Raw genomic sequence first — 17561 nt, 5'->3', positions numbered from 1 at the left:
TTCCTCCCAAATGTTCATGCGATGATTTTCATTTCAATGAAACAGCCGACCGGACACGTCTCCGGCACGAAAACAAGAAAAAGCCACGGGCACAATGAACCCGTGGCTGTAAAACTTGCCGACAGAAGATGCACTTGAAGAGAGCAGAAACTTCACCATTCATACCATGGAAAAGAGAACTTGCTGCTTCCGTGCAAACTCCGATGACGACAAAAAAAGCCACGGGCCGTCTCCCGTAGCTTCTCGCTGCATATGGTTTGCCTAAGCAAACAACGACTGGGACTTACTTAGCCCATACGTATAAACGATATGCCTTGATCCGTTCCGGAGACGATATTCATGTTCCCATATGCGTATACTGCAATTAGAGCTGTCATATAACATCGCCTCCCTTGTAGATTTATCCAACATGTTACACATCCATCGCCGTCATTGTCAAGCGATTTTTAGCGCACCTCGTCCCAACGTGTCCACATTTCTTTCGGATTCAGCTCGTATACGCCGTCCTCCCGGTACATGAACTGATGCATGATGAACTCCCGACGGATGGTCGCGAAATCATCGTGATATTGTTTGATGAACTCATTGATCTCCTTCTCCGAGTACTTTCGCCCGAATTCAAGCTGCTCCGCCATATGTTCGAGCACGATCAGCTTTTTTTTGTACTGCGCCGGAATTTGCCGCAGCCGCCCATCCTTGGCATAAAAATTCCGCATGACCGAAGCTTTCAGCGTTTCATTGACGTCACTCATATCCCCTGCAGCCTCCTTTTTGAAAATAAAATCAACCGATGCTTGCGCATGTTCCTTGATAAAATAAGGATTCAACGTAAAATACACCGTATTTTTTTCCCTGCGCTCCTTAATTAGTGCCGCTTCCCTCAATTTCGAGGCATGGTGCGTCACCGTGGGCTGGGACAGGTTTAGCCTTTCGGCAAGCGCCTGCCCATTCATTTCTCCTTGGGACAAAAGCAGCAACATGCGGAGCCGGGTTGGATCGGCCAATGCCTTGTGGTAAGCTACGATCTTCTCAAGCTGCATCCAATCTCCCCCTTTTGCATTTTCTTCAAATTAGATAAACATCTAATTTTATGTTAGTCTTTATTTTAAGCCATGTCAATCGATAAACGCATGCCGCCGAGCCCTTTTTTCTGCGTAAAAACCTTGCGCAAACTGGCATTGTTCCTACTTTTGCGGTAGGATAATAGTGCTTGACATGAAGGAGGATATAGAATATGGAAGACGTCATCATTATCGGCGGAGGCCCCTGTGGCCTGTCTGCCGCCATTGAATGCGAGCGGCTCGGATTGTCGACCGTCATTGTAGAGAAGCACAATATCGTACATTCCATCTATTTGTACCCGACGCACATGCAGTTTTTCAGTACGGCGGAACTGCTGGAAATCGGAAACGTTCCGTTCAGCTCGCCCAACGACAAACCGTTCCGCTACGAAGCGCTCGCTTACTATCGCAAGGTTGCCGCACATTATGGGCTGCGGGTCCACAACTATGAAGAGGCCCGGGAAATCAAACGCAAGGAAGACGGAACCTTTGAGGTACATACGGTGAACCGACGGGGTCAAGTGACCATCCATGAAGGACGCAACGTCGTCGTGGCTACCGGTTATTTCGACCATCCCAATTATCTGGGCATTCCCGGAGAGGACAAAGAAAAAGTCACTCATTATTTCCGCGAAGCGCATCCGTACACGCGTACACGCGTCGCCATTATCGGTGGCAGCAACTCGGCCGTCGATGCGGCGATGGAGCTGATTCGTGTAGGGGCGCAAATCGATATGGTCTATCGCGGAACCGGCTTGTCCGAGCATATCAAACCATGGGTGCGCCCGCTGTTTGAAAGCATGGTGAACAAAGGCCTCATCACGCTGCATCTTGAGTCCCGCGTCTCCGAAATTTTGGACGACGCCGTGACGCTGCTTCATGCCGACGGCTCCACCAGCCGACTCGACAACGACTTCGTGCTGGCCATGACCGGCTTCCGCCCGGACCGCCAGCTGCTGACCTCGATTGGCGTGCAAATGTCGGAGGACATGGATAAACCGGTCTATGATCCGCAAACGATGGAGAGCAGCGTGCCTGGCATCTATGTCGGAGGCGTAATCGCATCCGGACGCAATGCCAATGAAGTCTTCATCGAATCGGGACGTTGGCATGGCAAGTATATTGCCGAACATATCATTCGTCAAAACCGCAGGCAGCCCGAAGGGAAATGAAAGCCATGGACATGACTTCCCTCCTGCTGCTCGCCTTCGCCGCGCTTGGGATTATTAGCAGCAACGCTCCTGTCACGGTGGCGATGGTGTTTCTGCTGCTTCTGCGCGTGCTTAACGTGCATCAGGCTTTTCCCTGGCTTGAAAAGTACGGACTGACCGTGGGCATCATTGTATTGACCATCGGAGTCATGGCACCGCTCGCCAGCGGCAAGATCAGCATGCAGACCATCGGCGCTTCCTTCCTGCACTGGAAGTCTTTGCTGGCCATCGGCGTAGGGATCCTTGTGGCCTATCTGGGCGGGCGCGGAGCCACGCTGATGGGTGCCCAACCAACGGTCGTTGCGGGATTGCTGATCGGTACCGTTTTGGGTGTAGCCTTTTTCAAGGGCGTGCCGGTAGGACCGCTCATCGCCGCAGGGCTTCTTTCGCTCCTTCTCGGCAAATCATAAGCGAAAATAGGCGCTTGCCCCCTGTAGTCTGGCTGTAATTTCCATCGTTGTATGATATACTTCTATTCATGCATCGCATGGTCGACTGCTTGGAGCATATTCCTTGTTCGACATCGCTGTCATTGCAACTACTAACCCGGCCGCAGGAGGATTCAAGAACCCATGTCACGTCAGTTTGTTACGGAAGCCGTGATGGTGGCGATTTACGGTCAATTGCTCGCGCCACCCGCGCCTGTTGAATATATCGTTCCATATACCGCCGTCCTGGAATTGTATGAGTTTCAAACCAGCTCCGATCCGCTCATGGACAATACGGCAGACGATCTGCACGTCAAAGCCAAGGTCAATGAGTTGATCAGTTACTTCGAAGAACCGCTCAACAAGAAAAAAATAGAGCGTGCCCTGCTTGTCCCTTGGGGAAAAAGCCCTTCGATCCTGTTCGGGGATCAAGTATCGATCTCCATCGTCAATGCGGTGGACACCGCCCAGTATGGCGAATACTTCGATCCGATCGAAACGGAGCTGCTGCTCACCTCCCAGCGTCTGAACACCCCGATTCTCACGGATCAGGTTGATTTCATTGCCCGGATCATCGAGTCTTCCGCTCCGGTGCAAGTGTTCGATATCGACGATTTTGATTTTGCCATGGACGATGAACCTCTGGATCTGGTGTAGAACACCAATTCGAGGACACACCTTCAGAAGATAACGCAGGAGGAACAGGCATTGAAATGTCTTCCTTTCTCCGTATCGGTGTGCTGCGTCATTAAGCACCAAAAAAAGTCCTTCCGGCCTGGAAGGACTTTTTTTGGTGCAGCGAGCTGCCGTTCCTGTATCTTAGTCGTCTGATAGCTCAAGCAGCCGTCTGCTGATTTCATTCAGAGGCGGCAATGCATTCGAAGCAAAAAAATTCATGCCCACTGCACTATCCAGCCTCGAACGTACATGTTCATCCTGAACGATGAATGCCCTGAACACGGCAATGACGAAATAATCTTCGTCTCCGCTCGAATGCAGCTGCCGAAATTCCGGACCCGAGTATAATCCTTGAAGGCTCATGCCGTTGGCCGTCCATCCTGTCTCCTCCCACAGTTCGCGAGAAGCTGCATCCTCGACGGTTTCCCCTGGACGCATTTTTCCGACCGGAATCCCCCAGGGTCCTTGCTCGGCATGCTGGATCAATAACAGTTCTCCCTGTTCGTTCTCTGCCCGAATCGCTGCTTTTACAACGATGCGGGAACGATTTGCAATGTACTGGGCCAAGTCACGGACTGGCGGATTCACCTCTTATCCCCTCCTGTTCAAGACAGTCATGAGAAGAACATCAAACGTCTCAAACTTCGGAGTAACGGTATGCGATATCCTGACCTTCTTCGACCACATCGACATGAAGCTCATGCCCCTTCAGATACCAGTAGTCATGTTCCTCCATGTAAAACCGGATTCCCGAAACTTCGGTCTGTTCGGCCGGGTGTTTCGGTTCCTCGACGGCGATGCCCAAAGAAAATCCCGGGTGCAAACCGCCCCCCGAACTGTAACGCGCAAAAAAACGAATGCTGTCCCCTTCATTCAAACTCAGTTCTTCCTTGTACCATTTTGCGGCACGATCAGATACATGTATGGCACTCATTCGGTGTCAGCTCCTTATCTCTATATATATTCCATCATATCGCTAGAATGTGTTCAACACAAACCCGATGCACGCCGAATAGGCAAATAAAGTTGTGAAAATCATTTGACAGATGGCAAAAGGCGATGGTAAGATGCAAACATACGAGTTCAACATTGAATTTATTTCCAAATGAAAGGGTGATCACGGTGTTTATACTGCATACATTGGATGGACTGCACACACAATTGAATACCGGAGCATCCCCGAAATTGTTGTTATTTCGTACCTATGATTGCGTGACAGAAGGTCATTAATTTCTGACTGCTGTTCTGTCTTTTCATATTGTAATCGGTGTACGGCGGTGGCTCTGCTCTCGGAGTCATGCTGCCGTATGGAAGATATCCCAAACATACCGCCTGCGTGCGGTGTGTTTTTTTTTGGATATGTTTCGGTCAACATGAACAGAAAAACGCATGTACACACCATGAAAGGAAGGGATTATACTTTGTTTTCTGTACTGAAAAACCTGGGCTGGTTCTTCCGGCTCGAGCGCAAACGCTACCTGATCGGCGTGATCCTGCTCATCCTGGTCGGCGTCATCGAACTGCTGCCCCCTCGTCTTCTTGGCAATGCCATTGATGAGATTGTACGCGGTTCAATCACCAGCTCGTCGCTGGCCCGTTACATTTTGCTCATTATCGGTACGATCGTTTTGATTTATCTGGTTACGTACATATGGATGCATAAGCTGTTTGGCGGCGCCAACCTGGTTGAGCGCTTGCTGCGTTCGCGATTTATGGACCATTTGCTGCGGATGACACCGCCCTTTTTCGAGAAAAACCGAACCGGCGATCTGATGGCCCGGGCCACCAACGATTTACGATCCATCGCCACGACGGCCGGCTTTGGCATGCTGACCTTGACGGATTCCACGTTTTTTCTGGCAACCGTGCTCTTTGCGATGGGGTTTCTCGTCAGCTGGAAGCTGACGCTGGCGGCCATCCTGCCGCTGCCGTTCATCGCGCTGGCCATGATGATTTACGGCAAAGCCGTTCATCAACGCTATACGCTTGCGCAGGACGCCTTCGGGGACATGAACGATCAAGTGCTTGAATCGATTGCGGGCATCCGCGTTGTCCGGGCCTACGTTCAGGAACGGCTGGACCAAAAGCGGTTTGCCGATGTCACCGAAGACGTGTATCAGAAAAACCTGTCCGTCGCACGGATGGATGCCTTGTTCGAACCAACAATCCGATTGTTCGTCGGACTCAGCTACGTCATTGCGCTGGCATACGGCATCTATCTTGTGTTCCACAATGAAATTACGCTTGGCGATCTCGTATCGTTCAATATGTACCTCGGGATGATGATCTGGCCGATGTTTGCCATCGGCGAACTGATCAACCTGATGCAGCGGGGCAGCGCTTCTCTCGACCGGGTCAACGAAACGCTGCATGTCGAACCTGACGTGCAGGACATTGAGCGTCCTGTTCACATTGAGGTTCCGGATGAGATCGTCATGAACGATGTGACGTTCCGTTATCCTACTTCGACGGTAGACAATCTGAGCCACATTCATTTCACGTTGAAGCGCGGCCAGACGCTTGGCGTTGTGGGGCGCACGGGCAGCGGCAAATCCACACTGCTCAAACAGCTGCTCCACGAATATCCTGCCGGCGACGGACAATTGACCATTTCCGGCCAACCGATCCAGCATATCGCCAAGGATCAGCTGCACAGCTGGATCGGCTACGTTCCGCAGGAACAAATCCTGTTCTCCAAATCCGTGCGGCAAAACATCCAGTTCGGCAAGCCTGGAGCAAATGACGAGGAGATCATGGAGGCCATTCGCACGGCTGCCTTCGACGGCGATCTCGGAACGCTGTCCGACGGTCTGGACACCCTTGTGGGCGAAAAAGGCATTGCTTTGTCCGGCGGACAGAAGCAGCGGGTATCGCTGGCCCGTGCTTTTATCGCCGATCCGGACATCCTGATTCTGGACGACGCTTTGTCTGCGGTTGACGCCCGCACGGAAGCTAAAATTATCGAGAACATTCGCAGCAAACGTTCGGGCAAAACGACGCTGATTTCAACCCATCGCCTGTCGGCCATCGAACATGCCGACCGGATCATCGTGCTCGAACACGGGAAAATTACGGAAGAAGGTACCCATCAAGAGTTGTTGGCCATGAACGGCTGGTATCGCGAACAATATGAACGGCAACAGGTGGAATCCAATCTGTCCACGTAGGAGGTAACAACTTGAAATCCAATACAGGCAAAAGGCTGTTCCAATATGCCCTAAAGGCCAAAGGCACGTTTATTGCCGCTCTGATTATGCTTACCATTGGCGTAGCGGCTGAGCTGGCAGGTCCTTTCATCGCCAAATCGATGATCGACAATCATTTGCTCGCGGTCGAGCAGCCATTCTATGAAACGACTGCCTCCTCGGAGGCAGCCGCCTACAACGGCAAATATTATAAACGAGAAGGCAAGTTTGAACCGGGCGAAGCCAAAGGTGCGGAAGTTCGCGTGCTTCAAGCCGGAACGAGCTTTTACTTTGTCAACGAAGCCGTAAGCACGCCCGATGGCGATCGCACCTACGCGGACGGCGTGCTGACGATTGCACGGGGAGGCGAGGTGGTCGGGCAATACGCGGCAGCGCCGTTATCTGCGGGTGAACTGTATGCCTTTTATAAACCGGAAATGCCCGGCATCTATGAACTGATCGTGTATTATCTGATTTTCCTCGTCATCTCCATTATTATGGAATTCGGCAAAACCTATTGGTTGCAATCTTCGGCCAACAAAGTCATTCAACGCCTGCGAAACGACGTATATGCGCATATTCAGCGCCTGCCGGTTCATTTCTTCGATAACCTGCCGGCAGGCAAGGTCGTCTCCAGAGTCACCAATGATACCGAAGCCGTGAAAGACTTGTTCGTGGCGGTATTGTCCAACTTCTTCTCGGGCATCATCACGATTGCAGGGGTGTATGTCGCCCTGTTCCTGCTTGACTTCCGTCTAGGTTTGATCTCGCTGTTCGTGGTGCCGATGCTGATTGCCTGGATTGTCCTTTACCGGAAGTTCGCCACCCGTTACAATACGATCATTCGTTCCAGGCTGAGCGAGATTAATGCCATCATCAACGAATCGATCCAAGGCATGTCCATCATTCGCGTATTCCGTCATCAAAAGCAAACCCGGCAAGAATTCGAAGATTTGAACGATGACTATATGAAACACCAGAACAAAATGCTGAACCTGAATGCCTTCACCTCGCACAATCTGGTCAACGTGATCCGGAACCTCGCTTTTGCGGTAGTGCTCTGGTACTTCGGCTCGAGCGTAGTGGGGGGCGGAACGAGCATCGTATCGCTCGGCGTGCTGTATGCGTTCGTTGACGTGCTCGGCCGCCTGTTCCAACCGATTATCGGCATGGTCAACCAATTGGCCAACTTGGATTCGTCCCTCGTATCCGCAGGCCGTGTGTTCGAGCTGATGGATGAACAGGGGGAAGAGGTCACCGATGGCTCCATGCCAAGGTACAAAGGCAATGTCGTCTTTGACGACGTATCGTTTGCCTACAAAAAAGATTATGTGCTGAACAACATCTCGTTTGAGGCTTCGCAAGGTCAGACGGTAGCACTTGTTGGCCATACCGGTTCGGGCAAAAGCTCGATCATCAACCTGCTGTTCCGTTTCTATGACCCGCAAAAAGGCAGGATCACGATTGATGGGCAAAACGTGAAAGACCTGCCCAAACAGTGGATCCGCCAACATATGGGCATCGTGCTGCAGGACCCTTATCTGTTCACGGGAACGATCGCTTCCAACGTCAGTCTCGGCGATGAGCGCATCAGCCGCAAGAAAATCGAGCAGGCGCTGCGCGACGTCGGAGCGGAACGTATTCTGGCACATCTGCCGCAAGGATTCGACGAACCCGTCATCGAAAAAGGAAGCACCCTATCCGCTGGACAGCGCCAGCTCATCTCTTTTGCCCGGGCGCTTGCCTTCGATCCAGCCATTCTTATTCTGGATGAGGCGACCGCCAACATCGACACCGAGACGGAGGCGCTGATCCAGAGCGCGCTGGAGGTGCTTAAAAAAGGACGGACGACGTTCATTATCGCCCACCGTCTCTCCACGATTCGTTCAGCGGATCAGATCCTCGTCCTGCATCGCGGCCGAATTGTTGAACAAGGCGCGCATGATGAGTTGATGGAACTGAAAGGACGTTATTACCAGATGTATCAGCTGCAGCAAGGGGCGTCGGCCTCTCCTTCCGGGGAAACCGACCATCTCGGAAACCTGGCACAGGCCGTACCGGCTTCTGCTTCGTTCGCGGGTGGCAAAGCTTAATCTGCTTGAAATCCAACGAATGACCCGAAACAAAAAGACAAACCGCGTGATCCTTAACGAGGACCCGGGTTTGTCTTTTTGTGTTGAATTCAACGTAACTAACGGGAGGGGGACATCCATCCTTTCACCGTGTACCCCATGGTTAACACCGTTTCCCTTGCCAGAAAAGGCAGTTTGGTTCTCCACGTCTCATAAGCCGACGTACGCGTTGGCGAAGCGGCAGCATCCATGCCAAGCTGATGGGCCAACTTCATGGACCTCCTCATATGCAAGGGATCGCTAACGATGGTATACGTTTGAAATCCCGCTGCTTCTCCGACAGCAAGCGCGTAGATCAAATTTTCTTCCGTGACGGCGGACTCGGTTTCGATTTGAATTCGTGCAGGGTCTACCCCTTGCGCCAAAGCATAATCACGCCCCACCTCGGCTTCGGTGGGCAACCCTGGACCGGCGGAGCCGCCCGTAAAAACAAGATTACCGACCGTACCCTGCTTGTAGAGCATGATCGCATGGTCGATCCGGGCGCGAAATACGAGCGAAGGCTGATCGCCTGCAACGGCAGCGCCGAGGATGATGGCTGCATCGCTATGTCTTGCAGACTCCTCATCGGCGTAATCGACGATGCCCGCTGCCGTCACTGCCGTCCACAGGAATCCGGCCATGATTACGATGGCAAGGATGAGCGCAAATCGGCGGCGTTTGTGGTTTTTCTTATAGCTAAACCTGAGTTCATCGGTAGTCATGCTTCACTGCTCTTCCTTTTCTTGCGAATAATCACAATCACTGCTGCTTTCGGCATGCATGCGCTCAAGCCGCTGCAGTGCCGCCGCAGTCTCGGCGTTCAATCCCAGTTGGGCCAGCCAGGCTCCCGTATATTGCTGAAGGGTATGCTCGAGCTCCTGGGCGCGGTCCTTGAACTCTTCCAACTCTTTGATCATGCGTCCCCGGCCCTCCGGGCTGAACGTCTCGTGAATGCGTTCTTTGAAATAATGATGCACGATGCTGTTGCGTTGTTTCCATATGGCGTTAAGCTGCCGGGCCTCATCCTCCGAAAAATGAAAATGATGGCGTACTTCATGGATCAGTTGTCCCAGCGAGCTGCTCATTTTCCGTTCATACAGGTCTTCCAGTTCTTCGTCGGACATCCCCTTGCCCTGAGACATCTTGGTCAGCAAGATCAGATTGACCAACTGTTGTTCCAACGCCTGCCCGTAGTATACGGCCAGTCCATAATAAGCGAACAACTCTCTGGAATGTTCCCCGTCCAGCATGGTGCCTTGCGGAATGTCCGTGTGCGGCATGAATGGCCCCTTTCCTATCCCTGGATACGGTCTGCAGGAATCGATGATTCCTATATCGTAACCAAACCGGAAGCAACATTCAAGCTTTGAAGTATGCCAACTTATTGCTGCATATCCCTTCGTCCCGACATCCATAGATGAATGGCCAGCAGCAGCGCAGCATAACTTGTCGCCCACAGCGTCAGTAGCACCATCGTCCCGATCCCCGCATTCTCAAACAACATCATCTCCCGGATCAAGTAAAAAGCCGGTGGCAAAACAACGCTGATCCACTGCAGCGATTGCGGCAAATGATCGCTTAACGAGCCCTGCACATTCGATAGCAGCAGAACGGCAATCAACGCAGGCAGGCTTCGGCTGAGCAGCGGCACATATGACCTTTGAAAGAAAACGCTGATTCCAAGACCCAACATGCAGAGCGAAAGATGTCCCAGCCAAGCCATCGCCCACTCCCCGCCGGTTGGGGGACGTTCAAACATACCGGTCACAACCGGATAGAACACCGTGAGGGCTGCCAGCCCGCACTGCATTATCCCGGCGCAAAACAACTGCCCCCACGCCACCTTGCGTTTGCTTCCGGCGTGTATCGTCAACAGTTGCTTCTGACCCGCGGGTTCCGTGTTCATGACGGTCACGGCGAGCCAGGCTGCGCCGAAAAATAGCAGCATGGCCGTAACGCTATAGCTGTCGGCAACCGGGTTGGGTTTGTACGAGTAGATGAGCAGCATGCCAAACAAGTAAAATACAACCGGCGCAAAATACCGCTGTGAACGGATGTAGTGCTTCAACATGTAAACGGTCAACGCAGTCATCGGCAACCTCCGTCCATCGGGCTTGCCGCATGCACGCCGGAGGCCTTGCACGATTCGTTGTCGTCATCCATGGCTGCCGGAAGCTCGCCCTTGATCAATCGCTCCATATTCAATTGCTGACGTTCTTGCTGTACGCTCTCAATGGAACCGCCCGCATCGATCAGCATAGCGATGATCCGATCCGAAGCATGGCGGGTTACCTTCCACACCCAGCGTCCGTCCGATGCCCCGCCGCCCGTTTCAGGCCGAACGTGCAGCACGCCTTCTTGCCCGGCCAACCGGATCGGACCTTCGAATAGCTGGGACTGTACCGAATGCGGGAGCAGGCTATGGATATAAACGAGCGGAGCCTCTGGCAATATGAAGTCGGCACGCTCCCATCGGCGGATGATGTCCCCTGCTTGCAAGACGTCCACTTGATCGGCCAAGCGTTCGATAAACAATGGCTCATGACAGGCGGTAATGATGGAAGCCCCCGCATCCTTCCATTGCCTTGCGATGGAGATGACGGCTTCCTGAGCCGCTGCGTCAAGTCCCGACAGCGGTTCGTCCAGCAGCAATAGCCCCCTTGGCCCGGCGAGCAGTGCCTGCAGCAAATTGACCTTCTGAAGCGTGCCCTTGGATAACGAGGACATCTTCTGATCCAGTGCTCCTTCAAGGCCAAGCCTGTCACTCTGCTCATGAATGATTTTGCGCAATGCCCCGGGACGGATCCCTTGAATGCGCCCCATTTGCCACAGATATTCCCATGAAGTAAACGGCAACCGCACGAGCCGATCAGGCGCATACCTGACCGGGACTTCCCGTTTGCGATGCATCGTGCCCTGGTCGGGATTCAGCAATCCTGCGATGACACGCAGCAGCGTGCTTTTGCCGGAGCCGTTTCTCCCGACCAGCACGATGCATTGTCCTTCATGCACTTCCAAATCGATATCTTTCAATACTTGGGAACCATCGAGTCGTTTGCCCACCTGCCGAAGCGAAATCAACCTTTTTGCGTCATTATACGCTGCTGTTCGGTTCATGGCCAATCCGGGTCACATCCGTTCGGGAGCCTGAACGCCAAGCAGATACAGGCTCCGGGCCAATCGCTCGGCCGTGCATTCGGCCAAAGCGATGCGGAATCGACGCACTTCCGGCGCAGCATCGGCAATTCGTTCCGCATGATAGAAGCGGTTGAAGGCTTGTGCTGCATCGATGGCGTATTTGGCAATCACGGACGGCTCGTTGCGTTGAACGGCTTTTTCCAGATGCTGCGGATATTCGGACAACAATTTGAGCAGCGTCCATGCGGCATCGCCGATCTCTTCCGCTCCCGGTTGCTCCGGTCCTGCTTCCGGCGTTGCGGCGGAATCGTCGTCCCGCTCCAGGCCAGCAACCACTTTCGCTTTGGCAAGCACGCTATGGATCCGCGCATGGGTGTACTGCACGTAAGGCCCGGTCTCTCCTTCAAAACTTACGGCATCTTCCAACGAAAAGTCCACGTCGTTCAAGCGATTGTTGCGCAGGTCCCCAAACACGATGGCTCCGACGCCGACGGCTTCCGCCACGGCTTGCGCATTGGCCAATCCCGGGTTTTTCTCCTGAATGATGCGGGAGGCGCGGGCAACGGCCTCGTCCAGCACCTCCTGCAAGAAAACGACCTTTCCGCGGCGAGTGGACATTTTGCGTCCCTCAAACCGCATCAATCCAAACGGAATGTGCTCACAGTGAGCGGACCATTTATGCCCCATTCGCGAAAGCACCGCAAACACCTGCCGAAAATGCAGCTTCTGTTCCCCGCCGACCACGTACAGCATTTTGTCAGCCTTCATCACATCATGGCGATAAACGGCCGTAGCCAGATCCCGGGTAGGATAAATGGTGGTGCCGTCCTGCTTGATGATCAGGCATGGCGGCATGTTCTCTTCATCCAATCGCACGACGAGCGCGCCGTCGCTCTCTTCCAACAAACCTTTGTCCCGCAGTTCCTCGACGACGGCACCCATCTTGTCATTGTAAAAGCTTTCGCCGAGCGTATAATCAAATGCCACATGCAAGCGTTCGTACATGCGGTCGAATTCCTTCATGCTGACTTCCACGAAAAAGGACCACAATTTACGGGCTTCTTCATCCCCCTGTTCCAACTTGCGGAACCACTCGCGTGCCTCGGTCTCCAGGGACGGATCCTGTTCCGCCTCCTCATGGAACCTGACATAGAGCTCCAGCGACGTCCGAATCGGCTCTGCCAGCAAAGCCTCGTCATCTCCCCAACGCTTATATGCGGCAATCTGTTTGCCGAACTGGGTTCCCCAGTCTCCTAAATGATTCACGCTGACAGGGGCATAACCTGCCTCTTGGTACATCCGATACAGCGCAGCCCCAATCACCGTGGAGCGCAAATGCCCGATGCCGAACGGCTTGGCGATATTGGGAGAAGACATGTCAATGACCACTCGCTCGCCTTGACCCAGATCCAGCTTGCCAAATCCGGGCTTCATTAATTCGTTCAACATGGACACAGCCGCTTCGACTCTGTTAAAACGAATGTTGACATATGGACCTGCACTGACGGCTTCGATCCCGCTGCCTTGTAACGACTCTGCGATCGAAGCTGCGATGGCTGCCGGAGCTTTTCGAAGCGATTTGGCCAATGCAAAGCAAGGAAAGGCCAGATCACCCATCTCCGGTTGCGGCGGCACCTCCAGCATATTCCGTACTTCCATTTCGTCCAATCCCGTCAAGGGAGACAACAACAGCGCTGCCTGTTTCTTTAACATGTTAACCACTCCTTAATCGTCATCACTTCCCCGGAAAACAGAAAAGCCCTCGTCTCCATATCAGAGACGAGAGCTGTAATCACAGTTCCCGCGGTACCACTCTAAGTAAACAGCACGCCTGAACCTCGTTCAGGCGTTCGCTGTTCCGCTCGATGCGAGTAACGGTCGCCAACCGGATCGCCCTCTTCCGCTGCCGCCCCATTTTACGCAAAACAGCACTGTTCGGACGACCATCTCACGGGTGCGGTTCGCACAGGTCACGGCATACCGGCTTCCACCCGCTCCGGCTCGCTGTCATGCATGATTCTGGTTACTCTCCCGATCATTGATCATCATCAATATGCAATTCATTTCCATCATTATACAGACCATGTGCCGGTTTGGCAACCGTCCTCCACGTTCTATCTCGCGAAAGCCATAAGGAAACAGCCTGGGTGCATTCAATCCGTCTCCGCGCTGGCTCCGTGTATCGCCATCCGAAAAAAACGCATCGTCATGTTACTCTGCTGTGCCTTCCAATGCGAGCAGCTGCTCGCGAATGGCCCCCTGCTCAAAATGCTCCCCGATGAATACGGCAACGTTGGGTACCTGTCCCTGCGGATTAATTTTCATGTAATCCGATTCCTGATAGGCATACTGGAACCAGAACCGGCTCGCCGTATCGCTGAACGTTAAAATCCCTTTTGCACGATATACGTCCCGTGGCAGATTCGCAACAAAGCGTTCGAACGCTTCGCTGTTGACGGGTTTAGTAAAGTAATGCGTATATACCATCACATGTTCGTGCGAAGCATGCGCTTCATGCCGATGACCGGCATGATCGTGTTTGTCATGACCATGACTGCAGCCGTGCAGCGCACATTCGGCGGTATGCACATGCGAATCCGCCGATCCATGATCGGAATCGGGTTCGTTCCCCGTCAGAGATCGGGATGGGCTCTGCACGCCTGTTCCCGCACGCAGCAGCAAGTCCATGTCCACTTGGCATTTCACCGTGCCGATGACGGGAGCATACGCATTCCATTTCGCCAGCAATTGCTGCAGCTCTTCAAGCTCGCGGTCGTTGACCCGGTCCGTTTTGTTCAGGAGCAGCACGGATGCACAGCGAATCTGGTCCTGCATCAGGCGGAACGTCTTCCCCTTCTGCTCCGTATGAAGGCCCCATAGGTGCGCGGCATCCACTACGGTGATCAGGCTTTTAAGCTCAAGGCGCATGTACAGCGACGTTTCCGTCACACCGTCCAAAATTTCCATCGGATTGGCAGCACCCGTCGCTTCGATAATGATGACATCCGGCGACTCGGTCTGAATCAATTCCGATAGCTGAAGTCCAAGGTCCCCGCGCACGGTACAGCAGATGCAGCCCCCAAGCATTTCGGCCATGGGCACGGATTCGTCGACGACCTGGCCATCCAGATTCACTTCGCCCAATTCGTTCATGATGACCGCCGGCCGCAATCCTTGCTTTTTCCAATGCTCCAGCAATTGAACGAGCAGCGTCGTTTTGCCGCTTCCGAGAAATCCCGACAATATGTATACAGGAACGGATCGATCCTGACTTTGATTCGATGGTTGATTGTTCATTGTTTGCACCTCTCTCACGAACTAGCACAGTTTCATCGCATGATTTTGCCATCCTAGCGAGTGTACACCAACCCCGGCAGCCTGCGCAACATGCAAACGGAAGCGAGCTTCATTGCCTGATGTCCAATAATCGTCTATGCTATGGGGATACAGCCTATTAAGGAGAGGATAACAAGGATGAGCACTTCCGTGGAACAACATCGCCAAGAAGCTCCGGATTCAGTCTCGTGTATGATCGTAACCGTATCGGATACGCGAACCAAAGAAACCGACGCGAGCGGTCAGCTGATGCATCAGCTTTTGACCGAAGCAGGCTATCAGGTCGTCGAATATTTGATTACGCCGGATGAGACAGAGCGCATTCAGGCCATCCTGCAGGATGCGTCTGTGCGGGATGATATCGAAGCGGTTCTGATGAGCGGCGGAACAGGCATTGCGCCGAGAGATACGACGTATGAAGCAGTATCTTCGCTGCTGGATAAGGAACTGCCCGGATTCGGGGAAATTTTCCGTTTTCTCAGTTATACGGAGGACATTGGTTCTGCCGCCATTCTTAGCCGGGCCGTCGCCGGAACGATCGGACGCACAGCCGTTTTTTCCATGCCTGGCTCGAGAGGGGCCGTCAAGCTGGCCATGGAAAAAATTATTTTGCCCGAGCTGCGGCATGTCATGCGCGAAATATATAAACCCGTCTGACAAATCAGACGGGTTTTCGTAATTCGCACAGGGGATCCCTCTGTTTAATGGATCTGATCCAGCACATGATGGAACACGTCGAGAACCTCTTTTTCGTACCGGTCCCTCTCGCCCCCGCCAGCTGTATAAACCATGGCAACATGCCCTTTGCTCAGCATGGTCGTATGTCCCAACACATTGTCCACGTTTGCCTGGTCACCGGCATGACCTACCATTTCATACATTTCCGAAGCTCTCATGCCAGCATCACGAAATATGTGCACCTTGACCACATGCCGACCGTCCCCATCAAGCAAAGCCATATAGGCAACGCCGCCTTGACCGTCATCTGCTGTCATCGTGTTCATAAGCTTGATGCCTTTGGCCGAGAATTCCTTCTCAAGCTCCTCCAAAAGAGGCCCGTTTAATCCTTGGCCTTGATTTTGCGCCCGTATATTGCCTTCCTCTGCCGACTGTCCGGAATATATTTTGCGCTCCTGCTTCAGCGAAGAAGACGAACACGCTCCCAACATGACCAGCATGCATATTCCCACTAGAATAATGGCTGATGGCAGCCGTCTTCCCTTTCTTGCTTTTGCTCGTTTGCTGCATTGCTTGAAATCCATGCCTCTCTTCCTTTCCAGCGACCTGAATCGGTACACTTCGGGTAGAGTTAGCATGCCTGCTGTCCCATCGTTTTATTCCATCGGCGGCTCCGTCATCGTGTTCAGCACGGATCGGCCCACTGCCCCGCCTTTCAAAATCGTTTCGAGCGTCTGGGGCAGTTGTGCCCAGGAAATCTCTTGAATGCCGAGCTCAAGCGCCCGTTCAGGCTTCCATTCCCCGCCGAGCAGCTTCCAGATCCGTTCCCGGCGCTCCATCGGACAATACACGGAATCGATCCCGATCAACTGCACGCCGCGCAGAATAAAAGGAAACACGCTCGATTCGAACGACGGCCCGCCCGTCAATCCCGATACGGCAGCAGCACCGCCATAACGGACGTGCTTCAACCGTTCAGCCAGCCCCGCTCCTGCGGTCGGATCTACGATCCCGGCCCATAACTGTTTCCCGAGCGCTCCCTTGGCCGGTGCGTCTGCTTCTTCCCTTGAGATGACATGCGCTGCCCCGAGCCGTTTCAGCAGCGGTTCCTGCTCTGCCTTTTTCCCCGTGCTCGCCGTCACCTCAAAGCCTAACCGTGAGAGAATCGCAACGGCCATGCTGCCGACGCCGCCCGTGGCGCCCGTAACCAACACCGGCCCCATAGCCGGTTTCACGCCAGCATGCAGCAATGCGTCCACAGAGAGGGCCGCTGTAAAACCCGCCGTGCCGATCGCCATCGCTTCCTTCTCGCTTAATCCCGGAGGCAGCGGCACAAGCCACTCACTGCTCAGACGCGCATATCTGCTGAATCCCCCGAAATGGGAAACCCCTGGTTCATACCCCGTACTAATGACCCGGTCTCCGGGAGCAAACCTGCCGCTGACCGATTCTTCGACGACCCCCGCGATATCGATGCCCGGAACCATCGGATAATGGCGTACCACTCCGCCTTTCTCAGCGGCAGCAAGGCCGTCTTTGTAATTGACGCTCGAATACTGGACGTGTACGCTGACGTCGCCGTTCGGCAAATCTTCTTTTCGGAGCTGCTCGATCGCTGCGTGAACGCGGCCCTGCTCATCCTGACGTACAACATAAGCTGGAAACGATGTATTCATAGAGATCTTCTCCTTATATTTTAAATGATGGACTCATGGACTGCTTCTGTTACTTT

At 53.4% G+C, this 17561-nt stretch carries 17 protein-coding genes; 6 read left to right on the top strand and 11 right to left on the bottom strand.

Going from position 1 to position 17561, the window contains the following annotated elements:
• Window positions 1-446: 446 nt before the first annotated feature.
• On the bottom strand, window positions 447-1040 hold the full coding sequence (locus tag L6H98_RS18200) for a metalloregulator ArsR/SmtB family transcription factor (RefSeq protein ID WP_236417201.1): 594 nt from the start codon (window positions 1038-1040) through the stop codon (window positions 447-449).
• A gap of 194 nt (window positions 1041-1234) precedes the next feature.
• On the opposite strand from L6H98_RS18200, the gene L6H98_RS18195 reads away from it, so the two are divergent.
• The 3 genes from L6H98_RS18195 to L6H98_RS18185 all read left to right on the top strand — a co-directional run bounded on the left by L6H98_RS18195 (window position 1235) and on the right by L6H98_RS18185 (window position 3357).
• Window positions 1235-2233, top strand: coding sequence for a YpdA family putative bacillithiol disulfide reductase (locus tag L6H98_RS18195; RefSeq protein WP_236417200.1), 999 nt, complete (start codon window positions 1235-1237; stop codon window positions 2231-2233).
• A 5-nt stretch (window positions 2234-2238) separates the two neighbouring features.
• Window positions 2239-2682, top strand: coding sequence for a DUF441 domain-containing protein (locus tag L6H98_RS18190; RefSeq protein ID WP_236417199.1), 444 nt, complete (start codon window positions 2239-2241; stop codon window positions 2680-2682).
• 162 nt (window positions 2683-2844) lie between these two features.
• On the top strand, window positions 2845-3357 hold the full coding sequence (locus L6H98_RS18185) for an ADP-heptose synthase (protein ID WP_236417198.1): 513 nt from the start codon (window positions 2845-2847) through the stop codon (window positions 3355-3357).
• 162 nt (window positions 3358-3519) lie between these two features.
• Here L6H98_RS18185 and L6H98_RS18180 read toward each other — a convergent pair whose 3' ends face one another.
• Complete coding sequence (locus L6H98_RS18180) at window positions 3520-3966, bottom strand: NUDIX domain-containing protein (RefSeq protein WP_236417197.1); 447 nt, start codon at window positions 3964-3966, stop codon at window positions 3520-3522.
• A gap of 49 nt (window positions 3967-4015) precedes the next feature.
• Window positions 4016-4312, bottom strand: a complete 297-nt coding sequence (locus L6H98_RS18175; RefSeq protein WP_236417196.1) for a HesB/YadR/YfhF family protein — start codon at window positions 4310-4312, stop codon at window positions 4016-4018.
• 487 nt (window positions 4313-4799) lie between these two features.
• On the opposite strand from L6H98_RS18175, the gene L6H98_RS18170 reads away from it, so the two are divergent.
• Window positions 4800-6545, top strand: a complete 1746-nt coding sequence (locus tag L6H98_RS18170) for an ABC transporter transmembrane domain-containing protein (protein ID WP_236417195.1) — start codon at window positions 4800-4802, stop codon at window positions 6543-6545.
• A gap of 11 nt (window positions 6546-6556) precedes the next feature.
• On the top strand, window positions 6557-8656 hold the full coding sequence (locus tag L6H98_RS18165) for an ABC transporter ATP-binding protein (RefSeq protein WP_236417194.1): 2100 nt from the start codon (window positions 6557-6559) through the stop codon (window positions 8654-8656).
• A 98-nt stretch (window positions 8657-8754) separates the two neighbouring features.
• Here L6H98_RS18165 and L6H98_RS18160 read toward each other — a convergent pair whose 3' ends face one another.
• The 6 genes from L6H98_RS18160 to L6H98_RS18135 form a co-directional block, all read right to left on the bottom strand.
• Entirely contained in the window at window positions 8755-9399 is a 645-nt protein-coding gene (locus tag L6H98_RS18160; RefSeq protein WP_236417193.1) for a YdcF family protein, read from the bottom strand.
• Between the two features lie 3 nt (window positions 9400-9402).
• Entirely contained in the window at window positions 9403-9957 is a 555-nt protein-coding gene (locus L6H98_RS18155; RefSeq protein WP_236417192.1) for a hypothetical protein, read from the bottom strand.
• 101 nt (window positions 9958-10058) lie between these two features.
• Window positions 10059-10769 carry a hypothetical protein gene (locus tag L6H98_RS18150; RefSeq protein WP_236417191.1) on the bottom strand — a complete coding sequence of 237 codons (711 nt, stop codon included), beginning with the start codon at window positions 10767-10769 and terminating at the stop codon, window positions 10059-10061.
• A complete protein-coding gene (locus L6H98_RS18145) occupies window positions 10766-11794 on the bottom strand; it encodes an ABC transporter ATP-binding protein (RefSeq protein ID WP_236417425.1) in 1029 nt (342 codons plus the stop codon). Before L6H98_RS18145 ends, L6H98_RS18150 begins: the two co-directional genes overlap by 4 nt.
• A 12-nt stretch (window positions 11795-11806) precedes the next feature.
• Window positions 11807-13528 carry an arginine--tRNA ligase gene (gene argS, locus L6H98_RS18140; protein WP_236417190.1) on the bottom strand — a complete coding sequence of 574 codons (1722 nt, stop codon included), beginning with the start codon at window positions 13526-13528 and terminating at the stop codon, window positions 11807-11809.
• Between the two features lie 498 nt (window positions 13529-14026).
• On the bottom strand, window positions 14027-15112 hold the full coding sequence (locus tag L6H98_RS18135; RefSeq protein ID WP_236417188.1) for a GTP-binding protein: 1086 nt from the start codon (window positions 15110-15112) through the stop codon (window positions 14027-14029).
• Window positions 15113-15289: 177 nt separating this feature from the next.
• Between L6H98_RS18135 and L6H98_RS18130 the strand changes: the two genes are divergently transcribed.
• Window positions 15290-15808 (top strand): molybdenum cofactor biosynthesis protein B, encoded by a 519-nt coding sequence (locus L6H98_RS18130; RefSeq protein WP_236417186.1) that lies wholly within the window; start codon window positions 15290-15292, stop codon window positions 15806-15808.
• Window positions 15809-15852: 44 nt separating this feature from the next.
• Here L6H98_RS18130 and L6H98_RS18125 read toward each other — a convergent pair whose 3' ends face one another.
• Together L6H98_RS18125 and L6H98_RS18120 are read right to left on the bottom strand one after the other, a co-directional pair.
• Window positions 15853-16413, bottom strand: a complete 561-nt coding sequence (locus tag L6H98_RS18125) for a hypothetical protein (protein ID WP_236417184.1) — start codon at window positions 16411-16413, stop codon at window positions 15853-15855.
• Window positions 16414-16485: 72 nt separating this feature from the next.
• Complete coding sequence (locus L6H98_RS18120) at window positions 16486-17505, bottom strand: acryloyl-CoA reductase (protein WP_236417182.1); 1020 nt, start codon at window positions 17503-17505, stop codon at window positions 16486-16488.
• Between the last annotated feature and the right edge of the window lie 56 nt (window positions 17506-17561).

The organism is Paenibacillus sp. JJ-223 (assembly GCF_927798175.1).
Taxonomy (GTDB): domain Bacteria; phylum Bacillota; class Bacilli; order Paenibacillales; family Paenibacillaceae; genus Paenibacillus; species Paenibacillus hubeiensis.
The sequence above is the reverse complement of the archived record's forward strand: the minus strand, read 5'-3'. Positions and strand labels throughout refer to the sequence as shown.

Excerpts from the sequence above, each read along its gene's own strand:
- L6H98_RS18120 (WP_236417182.1), bottom strand. The coding sequence starts at position 17,505 with ATGAATACATCGTTTCCAGCTTATGTTGTACGTCAGGATGAGCAGGGC.
- L6H98_RS18185 (WP_236417198.1), top strand. The coding sequence starts at position 2,845 with ATGTCACGTCAGTTTGTTACGGAAGCCGTGATGGTGGCGATTTACGGT.
- L6H98_RS18135 (WP_236417188.1), bottom strand. The coding sequence starts at position 15,112 with ATGAACAATCAACCATCGAATCAAAGTCAGGATCGATCCGTTCCTGTA.
- L6H98_RS18160 (WP_236417193.1), bottom strand. The coding sequence starts at position 9,399 with ATGACTACCGATGAACTCAGGTTTAGCTATAAGAAAAACCACAAACGC.
- L6H98_RS18175 (WP_236417196.1), bottom strand. The coding sequence starts at position 4,312 with ATGAGTGCCATACATGTATCTGATCGTGCCGCAAAATGGTACAAGGAA.
- L6H98_RS18200 (WP_236417201.1), bottom strand. The coding sequence starts at position 1,040 with ATGCAGCTTGAGAAGATCGTAGCTTACCACAAGGCATTGGCCGATCCA.
- argS (WP_236417190.1), bottom strand. The coding sequence starts at position 13,528 with ATGTTAAAGAAACAGGCAGCGCTGTTGTTGTCTCCCTTGACGGGATTG.
- L6H98_RS18130 (WP_236417186.1), top strand. The coding sequence starts at position 15,290 with ATGAGCACTTCCGTGGAACAACATCGCCAAGAAGCTCCGGATTCAGTC.
- L6H98_RS18125 (WP_236417184.1), bottom strand. The coding sequence starts at position 16,413 with ATGGATTTCAAGCAATGCAGCAAACGAGCAAAAGCAAGAAAGGGAAGA.
- L6H98_RS18195 (WP_236417200.1), top strand. The coding sequence starts at position 1,235 with ATGGAAGACGTCATCATTATCGGCGGAGGCCCCTGTGGCCTGTCTGCC.
- L6H98_RS18145 (WP_236417425.1), bottom strand. The coding sequence starts at position 11,794 with ATGAACCGAACAGCAGCGTATAATGACGCAAAAAGGTTGATTTCGCTT.
- L6H98_RS18155 (WP_236417192.1), bottom strand. The coding sequence starts at position 9,957 with ATGCCGCACACGGACATTCCGCAAGGCACCATGCTGGACGGGGAACAT.
- L6H98_RS18150 (WP_236417191.1), bottom strand. The coding sequence starts at position 10,769 with ATGACTGCGTTGACCGTTTACATGTTGAAGCACTACATCCGTTCACAG.
- L6H98_RS18190 (WP_236417199.1), top strand. The coding sequence starts at position 2,239 with ATGGACATGACTTCCCTCCTGCTGCTCGCCTTCGCCGCGCTTGGGATT.